At 47.9% G+C, this 20,723-nt stretch carries 17 protein-coding genes; 11 read left to right on the forward strand and 6 right to left on the reverse strand.

Translation table 11 applies throughout. The features are described from left to right. Positions 1-90: 90 nt before the first annotated feature. Entirely contained in the window at positions 91-588 is a 498-nt protein-coding gene (locus AC3ITG_RS05585) for a hypothetical protein (RefSeq protein ID WP_489253087.1), read from the forward strand. A 150-nt stretch (positions 589-738) separates the two neighbouring features. On the opposite strand, the gene AC3ITG_RS05590 is transcribed toward AC3ITG_RS05585, so the two are convergent. Beyond that, entirely contained in the window at positions 739-1,632 is an 894-nt protein-coding gene (locus tag AC3ITG_RS05590) for a WYL domain-containing protein (RefSeq protein ID WP_489253088.1), read from the reverse strand. Then, a complete protein-coding gene (locus AC3ITG_RS05595) occupies positions 1,580-2,935 on the reverse strand; it encodes a helix-turn-helix transcriptional regulator (RefSeq protein WP_489253089.1) in 1,356 nt (451 codons plus the stop codon). Before AC3ITG_RS05595 ends, AC3ITG_RS05590 begins: the two co-directional genes overlap by 53 nt. Positions 2,936-3,446: 511 nt before the next feature. On the opposite strand from AC3ITG_RS05595, the gene AC3ITG_RS05600 reads away from it, so the two are divergent. The 5 genes from AC3ITG_RS05600 (at position 3,447) to AC3ITG_RS05620 (ending at position 10,430) form a co-directional block, all read left to right on the forward strand. Next, a complete protein-coding gene (locus tag AC3ITG_RS05600) occupies positions 3,447-4,940 on the forward strand; it encodes a TROVE domain-containing protein (RefSeq protein WP_489253090.1) in 1,494 nt (497 codons plus the stop codon). A gap of 25 nt (positions 4,941-4,965) precedes the next feature. Next, a complete protein-coding gene (locus AC3ITG_RS05605) occupies positions 4,966-5,769 on the forward strand; it encodes a nucleotidyltransferase domain-containing protein (protein ID WP_489253091.1) in 804 nt (267 codons plus the stop codon). Between the two features lie 30 nt (positions 5,770-5,799). Further along, positions 5,800-7,257, forward strand: a complete 1,458-nt coding sequence (locus tag AC3ITG_RS05610; RefSeq protein WP_489253092.1) for a 3' terminal RNA ribose 2'-O-methyltransferase Hen1 — start codon at positions 5,800-5,802, stop codon at positions 7,255-7,257. A gap of 65 nt (positions 7,258-7,322) precedes the next feature. Then, positions 7,323-9,932: a polynucleotide kinase-phosphatase gene (locus AC3ITG_RS05615; RefSeq protein ID WP_489254417.1), complete on the forward strand. Its 2,610-nt coding sequence runs from the start codon at positions 7,323-7,325 to the stop codon at positions 9,930-9,932. Positions 9,933-10,178: 246 nt separating this feature from the next. Beyond that, entirely contained in the window at positions 10,179-10,430 is a 252-nt protein-coding gene (locus AC3ITG_RS05620; protein ID WP_024633439.1) for an RNA-binding protein, read from the forward strand. Positions 10,431-10,616: 186 nt separating this feature from the next. On the opposite strand, the gene AC3ITG_RS05625 is transcribed toward AC3ITG_RS05620, so the two are convergent. After that, positions 10,617-11,537, reverse strand: coding sequence for an AEC family transporter (locus AC3ITG_RS05625; protein ID WP_062320726.1), 921 nt, complete (start codon positions 11,535-11,537; stop codon positions 10,617-10,619). Between the two features lie 121 nt (positions 11,538-11,658). Between AC3ITG_RS05625 and AC3ITG_RS05630 the strand changes: the two genes are divergently transcribed. The 3 genes from AC3ITG_RS05630 (at position 11,659) to AC3ITG_RS05640 (ending at position 14,558) form a co-directional block, all read left to right on the forward strand. Beyond that, on the forward strand, positions 11,659-12,174 hold the full coding sequence (locus tag AC3ITG_RS05630) for a mismatch-specific DNA-glycosylase (protein WP_489253093.1): 516 nt from the start codon (positions 11,659-11,661) through the stop codon (positions 12,172-12,174). Between the two features lie 199 nt (positions 12,175-12,373). After that, complete coding sequence (locus AC3ITG_RS05635) at positions 12,374-12,946, forward strand: RNA polymerase sigma factor (protein ID WP_064641084.1); 573 nt, start codon at positions 12,374-12,376, stop codon at positions 12,944-12,946. Continuing rightward, positions 12,927-14,558 carry a hypothetical protein gene (locus tag AC3ITG_RS05640; protein WP_489253094.1) on the forward strand — a complete coding sequence of 544 codons (1,632 nt, stop codon included), beginning with the start codon at positions 12,927-12,929 and terminating at the stop codon, positions 14,556-14,558. Before AC3ITG_RS05635 ends, AC3ITG_RS05640 begins: the two co-directional genes overlap by 20 nt. Before the next feature lie 147 nt (positions 14,559-14,705). Here AC3ITG_RS05640 and AC3ITG_RS05645 read toward each other — a convergent pair whose 3' ends face one another. Next, positions 14,706-15,764 (reverse strand): LacI family DNA-binding transcriptional regulator, encoded by a 1,059-nt coding sequence (locus AC3ITG_RS05645; protein ID WP_489253095.1) that lies wholly within the window; start codon positions 15,762-15,764, stop codon positions 14,706-14,708. A 248-nt stretch (positions 15,765-16,012) separates the two neighbouring features. Here AC3ITG_RS05645 and AC3ITG_RS05650 point away from each other — a divergent pair, with 248 nt between their 5' ends. Beyond that, on the forward strand, positions 16,013-17,332 hold the full coding sequence (locus AC3ITG_RS05650; RefSeq protein ID WP_489253096.1) for a glycoside hydrolase family 125 protein: 1,320 nt from the start codon (positions 16,013-16,015) through the stop codon (positions 17,330-17,332). A 300-nt stretch (positions 17,333-17,632) separates the two neighbouring features. Here AC3ITG_RS05650 and AC3ITG_RS05655 read toward each other — a convergent pair whose 3' ends face one another. After that, entirely contained in the window at positions 17,633-18,688 is a 1,056-nt protein-coding gene (locus AC3ITG_RS05655) for a Gfo/Idh/MocA family protein (protein WP_489253097.1), read from the reverse strand. Positions 18,689-18,763: 75 nt separating this feature from the next. Beyond that, positions 18,764-19,651 carry a sugar phosphate isomerase/epimerase family protein gene (locus AC3ITG_RS05660; RefSeq protein WP_489253098.1) on the reverse strand — a complete coding sequence of 296 codons (888 nt, stop codon included), beginning with the start codon at positions 19,649-19,651 and terminating at the stop codon, positions 18,764-18,766. 130 nt (positions 19,652-19,781) lie between these two features. On the opposite strand from AC3ITG_RS05660, the gene AC3ITG_RS05665 reads away from it, so the two are divergent. After that, complete coding sequence (locus AC3ITG_RS05665) at positions 19,782-20,669, forward strand: helix-turn-helix transcriptional regulator (RefSeq protein WP_489253099.1); 888 nt, start codon at positions 19,782-19,784, stop codon at positions 20,667-20,669. The last annotated feature ends 54 nt before the right edge of the window (positions 20,670-20,723 follow it).

Below are 20,723 nucleotides of genomic sequence, written 5' to 3' on the forward strand. Positions count from 1 at the left end.
TGAAGCAATTCCTAGTTCTTATACGTAAATAGGGATATATGTCGTTTTACAATATGGGAGAAGGTTTATTTCTTGTAAGGGAGGAATTCCATGGAACTCTATTTCAGAGATAATTTCTTTAATGCAGGGTACACCGAGATTATGAACCATGAACAGGAACAGGCAGGTCATCTCGATTTGAAAAGTGCCTTTGGTTCATCACTTGATGTATTCGATAACTCGGGGCTTATCTGCAGTGGTAAATTCCGCATGTTAAGTAATCGTTGGGATGTGACCTCAGCCGATGGAAGGGAATGGGGTGTCTTACGGGCGAGGATCAGCTTCTTCAGTAAAAAGTATGAGTACGATGCAGGACCGCGTGGTGTGTATGATGTCTCCGCTCCGGCGTTTTCGCAGGAATATGATATCACCGGGATGGGCGGCAAAATCGTGGCAAGCTTCAGGCGTACAAGTGGCAGGTTCGGTTCAGGCGCGTTTGTGTTAGACAACCAATCAGAACATCTGGATACGTATGAATTGATTGCGGTTGTGATGGGTGTACATGCGATTAATAAAAGAAGGAATTCGGCTGCCGGTAACGGTGCGTAGACAGAAAATATGAACAAAGAGGCTGTCCCTTAGGTCGTTAACATAACGGGGACAGCCCTTGTTGTATTATTTTACTCTAATGAAACGAACACACACTATTCGTCCCCATTTGCATAAGTCGGACGTTTAACGAATCACAACTAACATGAGCTATGCAGAATCACTGCCTTCCGTCTCTACAATAAGTTCCTCCCCGTGGTGGCTGCGCACTCCTCCAGAAGTCCGTTCAGGTAGTGCTTCAAGTTCGGTTTCCGCATAGCGTGCCAATACTTTGGCGGCTGTCTCGGACATTCGCTCTCGAAGCGCAGCATTGTTTGCAATCCGTACCCGTTTGCCCAGAAAACGCATTTTGGACAGTACGTAATCCATCTCATTACGCGGAATGGTCAGCTCAATGCGGTACGTCTGTTGGGCTTCCACAAATTCGACCTGCTTCTCGAAGCAGGAAAAGGCATACAGAATTCGCGACAACTCCTGATTGAACTCCGGCAGCACTTCGATCGTCACGGTGGTCTTTCGGTTCTCCGTTAAAATCGAGATTTTGGCAGCATATTGAGAAGCAGTTTCCGGTTGAAGCGGCTGGGCTTCCGCGGTAATGATGCTGTGCAGCTTCGTAGACATTAGTTTGTTGTAGAGTGGAGCATACCAGAGTACGTACCATTCTTTTTTGACCATGGAATATTCGAGCTTGTAGGGGTATCCAAACTGATCCTGGCTGATTCGTCCATTGCGTACACGCCCTGTCAAGCGAAACCCTTGATGATGCAAAATCATCTGCCGTAATGGTTTGAGCAGCGGATGAAAGACACTGTTTTCTTCACTTTTGGCTTTTTCGGTCAGGTAATCCTGAAGGTCCAGATCCTGCTCTGCATCCAGCATTTCATGCATTTTGTGCAACGTGTCAGGGTGCAGCGCTTCTGGTGCGGCAGGGTGATTCAGCATCATGCGCAGCCAGGCCCGTTCCTGGGATGTCCAGGTGAACAGTCCGGTTTCATTCAATCTCGTCATCATCTGGTAGTTGAACATCTTCTCGAACAGATTCATAATATTGCGCAATCTCCTTCCATTCCTTAATCATCTCCTGACGCAGCCTCTGTGGAGCGATCACCTCACAGCTTGAGCCAAAACTCCGAAGCCACGGCTTAATCTCGGTGATACCGTTGACCTGGATTTCATACAGGAAGGTATGTTCCGTTTCGGGCGTAATCGTTCCCCATTGGCCTTGCAAACGAACCCGATCCAAAATGAAGTTACGTTGGCCGTCCTTAGGATGGAAGAAGCGTGCTTGGACCGTCACGGTGTTTCCCGTATCCACCAGCCAGCTGTAGCGGCTGATCTCAGCCCACTGTTGTTTCAATTCGAGCATATATTCTTCTTCAATCGAATCCTGTTCCTCCAGCTGTGTAATGCCTTCCATCCGGAATTTCACAAAGCCACGGCGTCCCTGATATCCAATGACATACCAGCGGCCATACTGATGGTCATAGACCACTTCAAGTGGTACGATCCGGTTGGATCTTCCGCCTGCTTCCCGTTCAAAACGTGGATTCGTATTCTGCGAGCTGTAGCTGGACGGTTTTTTGGGTGAATAATATAGAAACTGGATATGTTTTCGTTGGCGAATCGCACTAAGCAGAGTGTACAGATGTGCTTCGTCCAGAATGCGTGAATAATAGTGGTATTTATATATAAATGGTTCGGTGGCTTCTTCCTGCGGATAACTTGCGCCAATGGTTTTTTTGAGACTGTCCCGCAATATGTAGCCTTGTACGGACGGAACCTGAGTGTTTGCCATAATATCCACAAAATCATACAGCTCCAGCTGTTCTTCCACGGTTAGTCCCGTAAGTACGTCCTGCTGCAAAAGGTAACGATAAGGCCTGCCGCCAGGTTCTTTGCGAATCACCCCGACTTCTTCCAGATACTTCAGATCTGAGCGAATGGTCTTTTCGTCAGGCAGCGCCAGTTCCTCTGGAAGTTCAGCGCAGCAGGCATCCAGCAATTCCATGGCAGTTAAAGCTTGATCCTGCAGGGTATGCAAAAGAACGGAAAGTCGATGGACTTCAGTCTCTTTCATCGACTTGGCGCGAAAGAGGAAGAGCAGCATTGGCTCAGCAGATTCCCCATATTGGAAGCGAACGAGATCTGCCATTTCTTTGTTTTGTTCGGAGCCTGAGCGTTGGTCAGCGACGGTCTGCATGATTTCTTTTAATCTGCGCTGGGTTTTATCAAATGTATGTACGGATATGCCGAGCCGTTCAGCATACTGTTTACGGTTGTACGCACCACTTGTCAGGGACAACATGCGCAGAAATTGAATTTCTTTGTCAAAGCTCTCTTTAGCCATGAATATTCACTCCTTGGTGGCCTGGAGTCAGGCGGATGTATGGATGACTATGTTGTCAGAACAATTCTGCGATATATAGAAACATTCGTGATCTTCCTATTTATTATATCCCTACATTGTATCAGGATGAGTGGCTGGTTTCATTTTAAACTTATGGAGGTTGAATCAATTTCATAATACCTTTAGCTGCTTCAATCGTTACAAAACGATAATTTAATGAGTTATGAAATTGACTCGTCGCCATACTTTCGCCATGTTCGCTTGCAAATGTGTGAGGCATAATAAGGGTGTGAAGCGGGGCAGCAACAAACTCTGCGGATCAAGGTTCCGAGGCGCCAGGGAGGGTTACTTCGACTGTTAATCGACCAGGTCGTTGGTTCGAATCCAATCGCCGCCGTTCATGGCGGTGTAGCTCAGCGGTAGAGCGGGTATTATACCTTCCCACCTTTTTCCTCGGAACATTTTATTATGGAATACCAGTAACTAGACTCACACCGGGAGGTCATGAGTGATGAGCAGAGCAAAACAATTATTTAATCAACCTCAGCCAACTACACGTAATCATGGGGGCTACGGAGCCTATGAGCGTTTGGTGGAGGAACAATATATACAGATGTTGATGACCAATACATTGAACAATACGTTTTATGCAGACACACAGCAACTGATGGATGATGCGATGGCCAGTCATCAGGAGATGGCTGAGGTCGATGCAGGGTTTATGGCGCGGGCGCTGGTCTATGCTCGTAATGAAGGTTTGATGCGGTTACAGCCTCTATATGGTCTGGCGCTCTTGTCCAAGGTGGACCCGGATCAGTTTGCGAAGGTATTCTCCAAGGTCGTACAGACACCGGCTGACTTGGCCGATTTTCTGACGATTCTAAGAGGAACGGATCGGGGGCAGGGCGGTCGAGCGGTGAAGCGCCAGGTGAGTCAATTTTTGAACGGCATCACTGAATATTGGGCAATCAAATACAACGGGCGCGGGCGTGGATACAGTCTGGGCGATATGATCGCTACAGCACACCCCAAGCCGACAGATATGAAGCAACAAGCCTTGTTCCGTTATTTGCGAGGACATGAGGTGGATCTTACAGACCTGCCGCAGTTGCAGGCGCTAGAAAAGTTGAAGGCTACCCCTAACCCGGCAAGTCGGATGCATCTGATCGAAAAAGGCAAACTGCCGTATTCGGTGGTCACATCGATCATGCAGCCGACACGTACGGTATGGGAGGCGTTGATGTCCCAGATGCCGACCTTTGCATTGTTGCGTCATCTGAATGCAATGGATCGGGCGGGAGTTTTTGAAAAATCGAAAAATATCGATTACGTAACGGGCCGTCTAGCGGATGCAGAAGCCCTGCGCAAGTCGCGTATCTTACCTTTCCGATTCGCTAGTGCTTATGAAATGATCGCAAGAGAAGAGCTGCGATATGCTTTGCGGGAAGCGGTGGAGCTATCAATTGGCAACCTGCCATCGCTGCCGGGAAGAACCGCCATTTTCCTGGATCGCTCCGGTTCCATGCAAGGGGATTATTTGCGAATTGGATCGGTGCTGGCACTGGCGCTATATAAACAAACACGAGGCAACTCGTTGTTCTGGTTATTCGACCATATGGTTGAAGATGCTCGTCCCAAGATGGATGAAAGCATCCTTTCCCAAGCTCACCGGATTCGCGCACAAGGTGGAACCGACACGGGACGGCCTGTACGAGAGCTGCGGGATATCGGAGAAAAAGTGGATCAGATCATTATGATTACCGATGAACAGCAGAATGAAGGCAGTCCGTTATATGTTGAGCTTGAACGTTATCGCCGGATGATGAATCCGGACCTGAAGGCATTTATTGTGGATATTGCACCTTATCAGCAGGCAATGGTACCGCCACGGGATGGCAAAACCTTTTATATCTATGGGTGGAGTGAAACGGTACTGACGTATATTGCTGAGACTATAGCGGGATATGATACACTTGCGAGCCGGGTGAGAGAGGTAGAGATTTAAATTGGAAAATGTGGAGGCCACAGAGATGACTCATGTTCATGAAGAAATGAGAGATACGATTAGACAGCAGCTGAAGCAGATTGAACAGGAGGAGCAGGTGCGGATCATCTATGCCTGTGAATCGGGCAGCCGGGCATGGGGATTTCCTTCACAGGACAGCGATTATGATGTTCGTTTTCTGTATGTGAGACCGCTGGAATGGTACTTGTCCATTGAGGATAAAAGGGATGTTATCGAACGCCCAATCAGTGATCAGCTCGATATTAATGGTTGGGATTTGCGCAAAGCCTTGAAGCTGTTTCGCAAGTCGAATCCACCGCTACTGGAGTGGCTGCAATCCCCGATTCAGTATGACGAACCGTACAGCGTGGCAGAGCATATTCGTGCACTGTCGCCTTTGACCTTCTCGCCAAAGTCCTGTATGTACCATTATCTGAATATGGCGAAGGGAAACTTCCGGGATTATCTGCAGGGTGAGCAGGTGAAGATCAAAAAGTATTTCTATGTGCTGCGCCCACTGCTGGCCTGTGGCTGGATCGAACGTTATGATGCGATGCCGCCGATGGCATTCGAAGAGCTGGTGCAAGAGCTTGTTCCTCAGAGCACGCCGCTCTATACGGAAATCCATGAACTGCTGCGCCGGAAAAAGGCAGGCGAGGAACTCGACCTGGAACCGCAGCTACCCGCGATACAGGCTTTTTTGGCAGAGAAGATTGTGCATTTTGAACAACTGGCCTCCCAACTGGAAAATGAACAGATTATTCAATATGAAGAACTGGATCGGATCTTCCGTTTTGCACTACAAGAGGTGTGGGCGGCAAAGGAATAAGAATAATAAGAAGAAGGAGGAGGAGAACTGATGCATCTAATGATGAAAGCAAGAGGAGCAGGGTCAGGAGCTGTATCGCGTTTGCTGGCGAAGAATCCACATAACGTATATGACCGGATGGAAAAAGGTGTACGCGTACGAATTGTGTACATCACCGATACCGAGAGTGAAACCGAAGTGCTGATTCATGCCGAGCCTGATCCTGTTGATCTGGTAAGAGGCACTCCGAACGGTTACGACATTACACAATACATTAATGACCGAGAATTTGTGACGAGCAGTCTGTTCTGCTCTTACATACGTCCTGCGCTGGGGACGGCACTGAATGGTAAACCGAAGGAAGACTATGTGCAATGGGTGGAGCACCCGTTCGATATGGAACTGTCATTTGGACCTGTTGCATCGGACCTCCCTGATCGGGTTGTGGAGGAACTATTCTCGTCACTCGGCTACGCGGTTACCCTTGAGCGAGATGAGTTGTCTTATACGTTTGATCTGAAAAAGAAAAGCTCCATCCGCCGTGTTAGGCTGCATGGACAGGTCACGGTGCAAAATGCACTGCGTCAGTTATTTCTGCTGATCCCAGTGTTGGACAACTACAAACATTATTTCATCAGTGAAGATGAGATTGATAAGATCAAACGTTATGGCGAAGGATGGCTGGAAAACCATCCGTTGAAAGAGCTTATTGTCCGACGTACACTGCGATTTTCTGAACTAATTCGAAAGTATGAGCTTCAGGAAGGGGCTTTATCTGTTTCGGTTGAGCAGGCAGGTGAGTTGAATCAGATTTCGGATAAGGATATCAATGAGAGTGATGAGGGGATTCAAGATGGCTCGGCAGGTGAGGTTGAGCGATCTGAGTCACCAGTGAGATTAAATGAACTGCGTTATCGTGCAATCACGGAAGTGGTTACAGGTCTTCCAGTCAAACGGCGTATTGTCGATATGGGAGCCGGGGAAGGCAAGCTTTCTGCTCGTTTAGCCTACATTTCGGGCGTGGAATCCATTCTGGCCGTTGAACCATCAGGCCAGTCACGGCTTCGGGCTATGGAGCGCTTTGCGAAGCTGGAAGATCGCAGTGGGGTCATTGCTATGCCGGAGCCTGTGATCGGTTCGCTCTATTATTTTGATGAACAGATGCAAAACCAGGATGTCATGATCCTGTGTGAAGTGATAGAGCATATCGAAGCGTATCGCTTGAACGGAATTATGGATACCATTATGAATGATTATCGACCCGATGTGTTGCTAGTGACGACTCCGAACAAAGAGTACAACGAAGTGTATGCGATGGAGCAGGAGAGCTTCCGTCACCATGATCATCGTTTCGAGTGGACTCGGGCGGAATTGGCTGAACGATGTGAGGAATGGGCACTTCAAGGGAATTATACTTTTGAAATAAGGGGTATTGGTGATTACGCAGAGGAATACGGACAACCTACACAACTGGTCATTTTTGAGCGGAGAAAGGAGAATGGATCATGAAGAACAACAGGAAGCCTAATGAGATAGAAGATACAGTCAGGTGCCAGGGCGATGAGGCGAATGCCATGGATCGAAGACAGCGTGAAATTCGCTTGCCGCATGCAGGCATCGTTGTTCTGGTGGGGCCTTCGAACAGTGGTAAAAGCACGTTGTTGGATCGTCTCGTTGTAGAAGGCGTCATCAGAAGAACCGAAGCGGTCTCATCTGACCAATTCCGAATGCTAATTGGAGATGACGAGTATGTGGATTGGAAACATCGGCCTCGTAGCGAAGCAGACGTAATCTATGCCGAGTATCAGCAGGTATCTGCCAGGGCGTTTGAAGCGATGGAGGCGATGCTCGCAACCCGCTGCCGTCTGAACAAGCTGACCTGGGTTGATGCCACCCATCTGTATCCGGAGGATCGTCAGCGTTTGATTCAAATCGCCAGAAAAGCTCATGTACCCGTGATTGCTGTCGTACTGGATATCCCTGAAAAAGAACTGCTCGAACGTGATGCTCAGCGAGAGTATCCGCGCGGACGTCAGAGGGTGAAACAACAGTTGCAGCAGTTTAAACGAACACTACGCTCCATCCGTGAAGATGGCTTCGACACTAATTATGTGCTGAAACAGCCCGATGAATTCTCGTTTATCCGTACATCCAACCCTCTTGTGATTGATATGGATACAGGTATCGACATCATTGGAGACATTCACGGCTGTTATGAAGAAATGTTGGAATTAATTCTGCGACTCGGATATGTGGATAAGGATGGAAGTGGGCTTTACTATCATCCGGAAGGACGGAAGTTGGTTTCGGTTGGAGACGTAACCAGTCGGGGACCAGAATCGTTAAAATGTCTATTGTTCTGGCATCGGCATTGTGCATCCGGACTGGCCTACATGATCGACAGCAATCATGGCTGGAAGATAGGACGTTATCTGGATGGTCGTGACGTTACGTTGAGTCATGGCGATGAATATGTGGAGGCCGAGCTTATTCAGTTGGAGCAGGAGCAGGGCCAAGAGACGGCACTGCAAGTACGAGAAGAACTAAGGACATTTCTGCTTGATGCGCCATCGCATCTTATTTTTTCAAGAAATGGCGTGCGTCAGGTGGTTGTAGCACATGCAGGGATTCGGGATCACTTTATCGGGAAACAGTCCAAACGCATTCAGGATTATTGCCGCTACGGTGATGTGGAGGGAACGGATGAGCACGGCAGACCGATTCGCAAGGATTGGTACGTAGATCACACTTCGGGTGAATGCATTGTCTGGGGACACGATCCACATCCATATCCCATGATAGTGAAAGATACGGTCAATATTGATCAAGGCGTTGTTTTTGGTGGTATGCTCACAGCGTGGCGGATGCCGGAACGCGAAGCAATTAGTGTTCCGGCAAAGCAGGATTACGCTGAAGATTCGGACAGTCCACTTAAACGTTGGGAACGGCGGAGATTCGCACCTCCGAACTTACGTAAATTCAAGGAAGGATTCACAGTGCAAACCGGGTCCCGGCTGGATGTATCCATTCATGCTGAGGTGGCGAAGGCGGCGATTGATACGTTTTCCCATTTTACCGTACCTTTGGAGGAACTGGTTTACATCCCGCCTACGATGAGCCCACCACCAACAGCTTCTTCGGTAGAAGGGTATTTGGAACATCCACGGGATGCGTTCCAGTACTACCGATCTCAGGGTGTTACACGGATGGTAGCGGAGAAAAAACATATGGGAAGCCGTGCCATTATGCTCCTGTTCCGGGACGAACAGGTAGCTGAGAAGCGGGTGGGAAGACCAATGCTGGGGAACATTGTGACCCGGACAGGACGTTCCTTTTTTGACCGGACGATTGAGCAGGAGGTGTTATCAAGATTACATGCGGATTTGATCGCAGCGGGTTATTTTGACCGTCATCAGACGGAGTTTGTATTACTCGATGCAGAGATCGTACCTTGGAATCTGAAAGCGCGGGAGCTGATCTCATCGCAGTATGCACATGTAGCGGAGGCCTCGTTGATGGATCGGGAATTGGTGCTAACCAAATTGCGTGAAGCCGAAGTGGCAGGCCGAGAGGTGGAGGAGTGGTTGCAGGACACAGAACGTAAGCTCGCCAATGCTAGAACATTCCGCGACGTATTTCAGAAATATTGCTGGGATGTAGAGGACATCGGAGATATTCGTATTGCGCCGTTTCATACCTTGGCACATAGCACCGGAGCGTTCTGGGATCAGACACATGAATGGCATATGGAGCAAAATCGTGAGTTCGCTCGGATGTCTACGATGATGATGGAAACAGAATATCGCGTAATTGCAGGTAGGGCAGATGAAGATGAGGTCATTCGTTGGTGGGATGAAATCACGGCAGAAGGACATGAAGGTATTGTCATCAAGCCGGAAACATTCCGTGCCTGGAACGGCAACAAAATGATCCAACCTGCGATTAAAGTACGAGGTCGTGCGTATTTGCACATCATTTATGGCATGGATTACCTCACACCGGACAATTTGTCCCGGCTCAGCAAACGCAAAACCTCCAAAAAAGAGCGCCACGCTCTGATGGAAAGTGCCTTGGGCATGGAGGGAATCGAGCGTTTTGTGCGCATGGAGCCTGTGGAAAGGGTTCATGAATGTGTGCTCGCGACATTGGCTTTGGAGTCTGAACCGGTGGACCCACGTTTGTAACAGAATCGGTAAAGCATGAGACTTCTGATTCCTTTGGATGCAAATTAATAGGGCAGGTTTGGTATATCCAAGCCTGTTTTTGTTATTTTCCGTCAAAATATTTCATTCAAGATAATTAAAATTAGGAGTTTTAACGTTAATATAAATAACTAAAGCCCTATATGTTTCCAATCCGTTCTGGGTAATAATTAATAGTAAGCAAGTGGTCATTGGAATCTCACAACGTAACGATAGGGGGTAACCTGTATGGCGTCAATCATTCTGCTGGTGAAACAGACGGAAGACGATGAAAAGGTTATTTATCGATTCGGACCGAATGAGCGGAAGATGGGACTCATTGAAATGAATAAGGTCAAGGAAAGTGTGAAAGAGCTGGAACCTGTTCAGGTCGAGGGTGTCAGTCCGAGTTTTTATTTCAATCGGGCCGCACAGCGACTGGTTCGTTGTTTGTTCAGAGAAGGCGGTAAGTTCCCTGAACGGACGACATGTGAATCTTAGTTTTCTAAGGGCTGGTCAGTTATACAATAGACTTGATCAGATGGAATATGCATTAACAAAGGGAGTTCAAGCGCATCCGAGTAAGGCTGCGTTTGGACTTTTTTTGGGTTGTGCTAGCTTCTCCTCAGACAAAATAAAGTCCACAGCTCCATAGGGGAGAGTGGACTAGTTTTTTTACGTATGAGGTTAGAACGTCTTCGCAAACGAAATCAGTGCGGTAATCGTAATGATGTTAAGCAGCGTCGAGATCAAAACTGTCTGGGCCGCAAAGTCTGGCTCGTTATCATACTCTTCGGCCAGAATGGACGCATTGACTCCGGTAGGCATACCGGATGCGATAATAAGGGCCTGAGCGGCGATACCTTGCAAACCGAGCAGCAGCACAATGGAAATCCCGATGGCTGGGCCAATCAGCAAACGCAGAAATGTGCTAATATACACATCAAGACGATACAGGCGAATTGGATATTTTACAATTTGGGCGCCGAGTGTCAAGAGTGCTACAGCGACCATACTTTGCTGCGCGTAAGTCAGCGGCATGGACAGGAAAGTGGGCAATGGAATATTCCCCATATGAAACAAAATGCCGAGCAACAGCGCATAAGGAACCGGCATTTTTAGAAATCCAATGATCACCGCACGGTAATTGCCTTTGAGCTTCGCACCCTGAATGGACAGCACACCATAGGTAAACGTCAGCAATGCCTGTAAAGACATGACCAGTGCCTGAATGGAAGAGGCCAGCGGATCACCACGAAATACCAGGGAGTTGATGGGCAGACCATAATTGCCTGCGTTGTCCAGCATGATGCTGTTGTTGAAGGCGGCCTTCATGCCTTTATTCATGCGAAGCGAGCGTGCGAACACAGACCCCACAATATAGAGAATAATTACATATAAGGCGTAAAAAAGCGTGACAGTTCCGAGCAATTCCCCCGACATATCGGAGTGATACATGCTCATAAAGACGGCTGCGGGGGTAATACAATAGAAATTGATTTTGGCGAGGGTGTACAAGTCCAACTTGAACACCTTTTGCATCCAGGACCCGACGGCAATCAGGAGAAAGACGGGCAGGACGACTTCAAGCATGATGTCTGCAATCATCAGTTCAGCTTCCTTTTTCATGAAAATTTCAGTCCGATTTCGAAAATACTTCAACCATTATATCATTTTATACACAGATGAAAGATGTAAATGACTAAAAAAGATAAGGGGGCTTTTCATTATGATTCCAGATCATCTGGATTATGGTTTATCGATATTATTTATCGGATTCAATCCCAGTGTCACGTCTGGAGAGACGGGTCATCATTATGCTTATAAAGGAAACCGTTTCTGGCGCATTCTTGAACGTTCCGGATTGACTCCTCGTTTATATGATGCACAAGAGGATGGAGAGTTGCTGAAGCTGGGGTACGGATTTACGAATATTGTGGCCCGACCGACGAGAGGTATGGACGATATTACAAAGGAAGAATATGCAGAGGGACGGCAGATTTTACGGCAAAAGCTGGAGGAGTACCGACCAGATATCGCCTGTTTTGTTGGGAAAGGGGTATACACCCAGTACAGTCAGCGTGCCAAAGCGGAATGGGGATTTCAGGACGACCCGGTCGTCAAGGAAATTCATGAATTTGTAGCCCCATCATCCAGTGGATTAGTGCGTATGTCGATGGATGAGATCGTAGCGATCTATTCACAGCTTAGTGATTTTGTCTCAGAGAAAAGCAGGGAGGACTGAAAAACGAAGCAAAAAAGAAACTCCACATGGCAGCAAGTGCAGCAGTAACAATGAACTATTAGTGGTTACAGAGTTCGCCCATCCGGTTAGCACCGGGTGGCGCGAATTCTTTTTTTTGGATAAAGTGAGAGGTTTCAGGAAGTGCTTCCGTCTATATAGTACAGAACCATGCATGGAAGCTGTAGAGAAGGGGGATTACATGACTCAACAGATACCAGAGGAGGAGCTCATTCAGCGTATTATCGCGGGGGACAAACAGCTATTTGCTGTGCTCGTGGATCGATATAAAAATAAAGTCTTCGGCATTTTGCGCGGAATGGGTGCGAGTCATCAGGATGCACAGGATCTCGCTCAAGATACGTTTCTCCGGATTTACCGCTATCTTCCGACACGAAGGGAAGGAAGCAGTTTCTCGTCTTGGGTATACACCATTGCTGTGAATAGGATGCGTGATTTTATGCGGCAGCAGAAGCCTGTGATGACCGCTGTTCATACGGGCTTGGAACAAACTAATGGTGAAACGCCAGAGAAACATGTACTGCATAAGGAAATGCAGCGTGAAATATATCGCCAGATGGACCAACTGCCAGAATCGTATCGGCTTGTGCTGCTGCTTAAATATACGAATGAGCTGAGCTATGAAGAGATTGCAGATATTACGGACATGAGTCCCGCACAAGTGCGTAATGCACTTTACCGAGGGAAGAAAACGTTGAAAAAACAAATGGAGCGCAAAGGAGGTTTATCGACGTATGAAGCCTATTCCAAATGATGAGGATCGATTGTGGGAACAGCATTTATTCCGTGAGGAACCGGATGCGGACTTTACGCTTGAGGTGATGCGGAAACTGGATGGAGTGTCCATGGAAAACGCAGAGCACGGGAATCCATTTACGAAAAAAGCCTCCAAATCCCACTGGATGCGCCGTACGGGGATTGCAGCGGCGGCGGTTGTGATTCTTGCGGGAGGGGCATGGTTTGCTTTTGATCGCACAGCAAAATCCACGCAACCCACGGTAAATGCTGTAAATAACCCGCCTTTGCCTAACATACCTGTTCCGGAAGAACTCAAGTATTCCTATTTTGCCGATGATTACAAACGTTTGAAGCCACTCGGTCTAGTGGTTAATCCGAATATCAACATTGAGGATCAGGGTTACACGCTTAAGATTGAAAATGTGCTTGTAGATCGTTCTCAGATTGTAATGACCTTACAGCAAAATGCACCAGATGGTAGTATGATTAATCCGGTTTATCCCGAGTTGGGAAGAGTTCATATTACAGATGAGAAAGGAAATTCGATTGCATCATTGTCTTCCCCTGGGGATCAGACTCTGTACAGTTCAATAAATCAAAGATTTGTATACCAGTTGCAGGACGAAATTCCGGATAAAGTTGTTGTACGAGGGGAACTTAGTCATTTAAAGATTCCCGGGTATTATAATTCCGAAAAGGGGGAATTTGTGGAACCTAGCGCAACAGTTGACTGGAGCTTTCAATTCAACATCGATATGACCAAAGCCAAATCACTGGCTGTTGAGGCTCCCATGAACAATACCTACACCACTCCTGAGGGTTTGAAACTTGATATGACACAGCTGGTGCGAACTCCAAATGGAACCAGGCTTGACATGAATGTAAGTCTGGACGATGAACTTCGTGCTAAAGTGGAAGAGGGTTGGGCGAATTATATGGACTTGATTTATCATATCGAAATCTCTGAAACGAATGAATATCGAATATTTAACGGGAGTAGACCCAGTGCTCGTCAAGCCAAGTTCCGACTCCGTGATCAGAGTGGCATTAGGGATGGTGGGCCGTTAAAGTTGTCGGAGACCTGGGACCCCGCTTTTGTAACGGTGGATGCAAAGAACATTCGCTTTGTCCTGGATGGTTACACCTTACCAGTGAAGGAAGAGAAGTCAGTAGAAGTGGATTTGGATAATATGCGTAAGGACATGAAAGACACCTCCAAACCCTACACATTTGTACAATTTGAACAGTTTGGAGATCAAATTGTATTATACGAGTTCAATTATCAGTCAGTACAGGGATCTTATAACCTTCCGAAGGGGAATGTAAAGGAAAATTCTTCACTTGTACTTGTGGGAAATGGAAGATTCCGAAATGCTTTCAATGGGGATCAATGGGTAGCGATTGATAGCCAAGGGACTGAGTATCCCGTCGAAGTGATGGGAATCCCGGATAAGCCCAATAATAATGAAGAGAACGTTGTTAATGATCTGAAATTGGTCATCCGTGGTTTTTACAAAGAAGATGGAACGAAATTAACCTTAAAACGAACCGTAGTTAATCGAGAATATCGTGATGTGAAATGGGAAGTGGATCTTCCGTCGTACACAAACCTGCCTTGGCAGAAATAACAGTTATGAATGCCAAGAAACGGAACGGAATAGGCTTGGATGATTAACTAGATAGAGATAGAAAGGCCCCGCATAATAAAATGCTGGGCCTTTTTGGTATTCAATAAAGTTAAGTTGGCTGATGCTAAAGAAGTTGTGCACATTAAGTTACGCTGATTCCCTTGGAATAAGGGACGTGGATAACATGACCGTTTCCTTCGGTGTGCCTGGACGTTCAATCCTGCGCTGCAAAGCTTCGATCGCACGCTGACCGAGCTCCTCTTTGCACAGGTTGACAGTGGTCAGAGGCGGGGACGATGTAGCGGCGACATGCACATTGTCGATACCGATGACAAGACAATCCCCAGGTGTGGAGAATCCCATCTCCTGCAACTTATTCATCCACTGCAAGGCGATATCGTCATTGACGCCAATCCAGGCATCGGGCCGTTCGTCGGCGGGCATGTTTTTGATTGTAGCAGCCAATTGGTCGATCCATTCGCCGTTCTCATAAGGAATATTCCATTCTCTGAACGTGGTCAACCGACTGCTGTCTGCGTGGAAATGGTTCAAAGCCAGTTCGATGCCGATCTTCCGCTGTGCAAAGCTGGCAGCCCGGCCATCATCCGTAATCAGACCGATGCGGCGGCACTGCATCGACATTAAATATCTCGCAACAGTAATGCCTGCTTCAAGGTTATCATGGCTGATAGTATCACAGTTCAACAGTGGCTCCTGATGATCCACGAGCACAATGGGGCGGCCTGTCTGGGTCAGTCGTTGCAGGACTGCATGGGGGAAAGCACCCATGGCGATGACTCCTGCACAACGTTCCCAATCCAAGTGAGGAGCGATTGCCCGTTCTGGCGGCGTGTGTTCATCAGCGACTCCCAGAGAGGGAGATACGATGGCATGATGCCATCCTCTTTCATTACAGGCAGAGATCATGCCGGAGAGGACGCGCTGCCAGTAGTGGGGTTCACCCCGGTTGAGCTGATTCATGCAGATGAGAGCAAATGGGGGCTCGGATTGTTCTGTATGGATTGCAGTTGGAACAGTGCTGCTTCCTGGGGTGCTTTGGCGATATCCCAAGGCACGGGCTAATTCCAGCACACGGGCGCGTGTCGCTTCGCTGACACCTGTCTTGCCACTGAGAGCACGGGAGACGGCATATTTGGATAATCCAAGCTGGTCAGCCAGCGACTGGATGGATACTTTAGGTGACATTTCATTACTCCTTCATATGTAAACAATTTGCATAAATCCAACAAGCCATTTCAATCCACAAGATATGATCCAATTTATTTTTTCAATGAACCATCCGTTATGAATTGACGATCATCTTCCGGCACAGTACACTTACAAATAATAATGTTATTATAATTTATCATAACGAAAATAACAATGTGACACAAATCATTGAATGAAACGATGCAAACAAATATGGAAACTTCAATTCAAAGGAGACGACATCCATGGAACAGTTCAGATTACCGAAAATCCCCATGCCGCATCTGGGATTACCGCAAGCTGTGCAGAACATTCTTACCGAGGCCGAGGAACGGCTGCAACATAGACCCAGATTGCTGGCACAGTTCCGTAACTGTTTTCCCAACACGTTGGAAACGACGACAAAGCTATTGGATGATGGGACAACCTTTGTTATTACAGGGGATATCCCGGCAATGTGGCTGCGTGATTCAGTGGAGCAGGTGATGCACTACGTTCCGCTGGCAAAGGAAGACGAACAGCTGCAGCGAATCATTGGAGGGCTGATCAAACGTCATACGTTCTATGCGGACATCGATATCTATGCCAATGCGTTCAACGAAACGGCTAATGGATGGCATTGGGATGCGAATGATGAGACGCAGATGTCGCCTTGGGTGTGGGAACGCAAGTTTGAGCTGGATTCACTTTGTTTCTCTATGCGGCTCGCCTATGCATATTGGCGTGAGACGGAATTGACGGATATATTTGACGATCGTTTCAAGAGGGTGATGGAGAGCATAGTACGTCTGTGGAAAACGGAGCAGCGTCATGGTGAGCAGTCCCCATATCGATTCATACGCCGGAATTGTCCAGCCCATGATACGCTCCGTAACGAAGGATTGGGGATGCCGGTAAACTATACCGGGATGATCTGGTCCGGTTTCCGCCCTAGTGATGATGCGTGTGATTTTCATTATAATATCCCGGCAAATATGTTTGCAGCGGTGACTTTACGCCAAATGGGGGAGATTGCGAGGTGGGTATTCAGGGATGAGAAGCTTGTCAGCGAGATGGCCCTTCTGGAAGAAGAAATACGACACGGGATTTCCCTATACGGTACTTACCGTCACCCCGAGTATGGGCAGATTTATGCCTATGAGACGGATGGTTACGGCAACTTTTGCCTAATGGATGATGCAGGTACCCCGGGACTAATGTCTATACCGTATTTGGAGTATGCTTCCACGGAGGACATCGTGTACCAGAATACACGGCGTTTTATTTTGAGCAAGGAAAATCCGTTTTATTATGAAGGACAAGCAGCCAAAGGCATCGGCAGCCCTCATACTCCTCCCGGATACATCTGGCATATGGCGTTGTCCATGCAGGGTCTGACCGCAGACAATGATAAGGAAATGCTGGAGATGATAGATCTGCTGGAGAACACGGATGCAGGCACCGGATACATGCATGAAGGTTTTCATTCGGATGATCCAAACACATTCACAAGGCCCTGGTTTGCCTGGTCCAACAGCCTATTCTCGCAGCTAGTGTACAAGGCAATGAAAAAAGGAATCCTATAAAATGATGTAAGTTCAAAAAAATAACTGCCTGCAAAGCAGCCGTTCCGGTTACGAATCGTTCTTTCGATCGCTGTTATCCCCGGATTTCCTGATCGCCTTTTGCAAAGTCGAAATCCGGTGATAAAGGCGAACGCGCTGCTTCTCCAGAATCGATTTCGTCCCCTGCACTGCGTTTGCTATTTGGCATGACTTTTTTTTGCCGACATCATTTCTAGAATAGAAGAGTAAGCAGACAAAAAGCCCAAACTGCTAAACTTTTGCAGATTGGGCTTTATTTAATTCAAGTACATAGGTGCTTCGCTATGTGGTTTTCAGCAGATCGGCGATGAGAACCTTTTGACCTGTGCGGGCACTTTTGAGGGATGCGAGCACCATGGCCATACTGAACTGGTTGTCACTGCAATCGGTCTCAGGTAGTTGTCCGGATTCCAGCGCTGCGAACATGTCTTCGAGACACCCGTGATGTCCTGTTTTCTCCATGACAGGCTGCTCTCCTTCGATCCGTTCACACGGTTGGAAAAAGGATGGTTTGCCTTCCGCATCCAGATGCTGCGCTGAGACAACTTCAGCATAAATGTCATCATGTCCATCCCAGATCGCGGTTCCTTTTTCTCCGGTTACACGCCAGGACGCTTCCCATGAAGTAGGCACACCTTCTGTGCACCAGGACCCGCGATAGTTAAACACGGAGCCATCGGACATTTCGAAGATGCATAGTGCCATTGCGTTGCCTTGATACCAGGACCCCGGAGGATTGAATTCGTGGCAGTACACCGAGACCGGGTTGGCACCGAGAATATAACGTGCCTGGTCGAAGGTGTGAATCGCCATATCCAGCAGCAGTGGGCTATCCATCAGGTCACGGAATCCTCCAAAATGGGGTCCCAGGAAGAAATCTGCCCCTGCAAAACCGACCTGACCAATCGTTCCGTCGGAAATCAACTGCCGATAGGCGCGAATACGTGGATCGAAACGGCGATTTTGCATCACAGCCTGAATATTGCCCGTACGGCGTGCAGTCTGAACAATATCTTCACAGTCAGAGAAGGATTCCGCCAGAGGTTTTTCGCCAAATACATGACATCCTTGTTGTAACGCCGTCATAGCAATGGTGTGATGGCTCGCTGGAATGGTGACATCAAATACGATATTGGCATCAGTTGCTCGAATGGCCTCACTGATATCCGTAAACGTGGGACAGGAAAGGCCGTGCCGTGTAGCGAGTGCGGCGGCAGTCTGTTCATACAGATCGACCAGCCCTACAATTTCCGTGTCCGGCCTTTGCATGGCGTAATCAACCCAGGTGTTGGACATTGCCCCACAGCCTGCCACAACTACCCGATAAGGATGACTCATCCTATCATCTCCTTATGCTTTTCATTTTCTATGCTCGTGCAATAGGCATCATGCCACTCCATGTTAATCCCGTTTCTATAAAGGATTGGGAACAAAATCTCCACCGCGACATTGTTTTAAATATTTTAGTGCGTGCACCTGTCCGGTCATTTCGAGTTCATCTTTGTAGACAGGATCATGCCAGCCTTCAATATCAATCGTTCCCTGATACCCGTTTTGGCGTAGAACCGTAATGATGTCGGACCAGTTGGTATCCCCGAAGCCGGGCGTACGGTGCCAGACGAATTCACGTGGGCCGTGTACGCCATATTCTTTGACGATGTCCCAGGCAATGGTGGCATCTTTGCCGTGCACATGGAACACTTTAGGCGCCCACTTGCGCAGCTGCGGAATCGGGTCGATCAGGCTGGACATTTGATGGCATGGCTCCCATTCCAATCCGATGTTTTCGTCAGGAACCGCATCGAACATCATCTCCCAGGCGGTTGGATTATGTGCAATGTTCCAATCGCCCGTCTGCCATGTACCGCCCATATCACAGTTTTCAAAAGCAATGCGTACACCCCGGTCTGCAGCCCGGCGTGCCAGTTCTCCAAACACTTCCTTGAACCGTGGGATTGATTGGTCAATCGGTTGATCGGTCAGTCGTCCGGTAAACCCGGAGACGATATCCGCTCCGAAGAGCTGGGCATGGTCAATCAACCGTTCCCAACTGGCCAGTGTATCGGCATTATCCCCGGCTCCGGTGAGCGGATTGCCAAAGACACTTACTGCAGAGATGACAATTCCTTGTTCGTCCACAATTTCACGGACACGTTTGGCTGTTTCGGCGAGGTCCAGATCACCAGTTGTTTGCCAGAATGTCAGATTGAATGATTCGAAGCCATGTTTCATGATCTGTGGAATGACGCGGACTGCGTCGTGTCCACCTACAAGGGTGCCTATGCGTAACGGATTATTCATGGTTGTATTTCACTCCAATATTGGCTTATAGTACTTCGTGACACACTCATTATAGCCGGGCATCTGCCGGATGGCTCTATACAATCTTGTGCAATATTAGTCTGATCTTGTGGGGAAAGGAGGAGACAGCATGCTGGATCTGAAAGCGCTTCACGAAAATACCCGCATTGACCATAAATCTCATCCATTTCAGTTGTTCCAGAATCGTTGTTGGGGGATGAAAACGGAAGAATGCATTCTATACTTGCACTGGCATGAACACTTTGAACTGATTTTTATGCGAATGGGCAGTGCCCTATTTCATATCGACAGCAGACCCTACGTAGCTCAAGCAGGTGAGGTCATTATTATTCCTGGAGGGGCGCTGCATGTCGGGTATGCCCTGGAGGAAGGGGATATTCACTATGATTCGGTTGTGCTCAACAGTGCATTATTTCATGATTTCACCCATGATCCTGTTCACTTGAAATATGTTGCTCCTTATCTGGAGGGGAAGGTAAGGTTCCCGGTAAAACCGGCGGAGCACGACATAGCTTGCCAAGGCTATTACTCCCTGTTGGATGAAGCCATCGAGGAGATGGCCTCACAGCCGCTGGCCTATCAATTGGTTGTGAAATCCAAGCTGCATGCCTTGTTCACACTGCTTGCCCGCACATTTATGCCACACCAGCTCCCTGATAAAACAAAGGGATCGTATTTTCCCAATCGGGAACGATTTAAACATTTGATTGAGCAGATTGAAGCGGAGCCAACAGGGAAAATGTCCGTTACCGAGGCAGCCGGTCAGGTGGGGCTGAACACGTATCATTTTTGCAAAATGTTCAAAAAACTGACTGGACGCACCTTTGTGGAATATGTGAACGGGTGCCGAATGACGAAAGCCGAACAGCTGCTGCAGGAGAGCAGCCTGACCATTACCGAGATCGCTGCCCAGGTTGGCTGTGATAACGCAAACTATTTTACGAAGCTGTATAAACAATACAAAGGGATGACACCCTCGCAAGGGCGGTTAAAATAGGCAGCTTGTTTGACGTCGTCGCTGCACAAACAAAAATCCGGATCATCGCCAATC

The sequence above is a fragment of the Paenibacillus sp. GL_099_B genome (assembly GCF_057835695.1).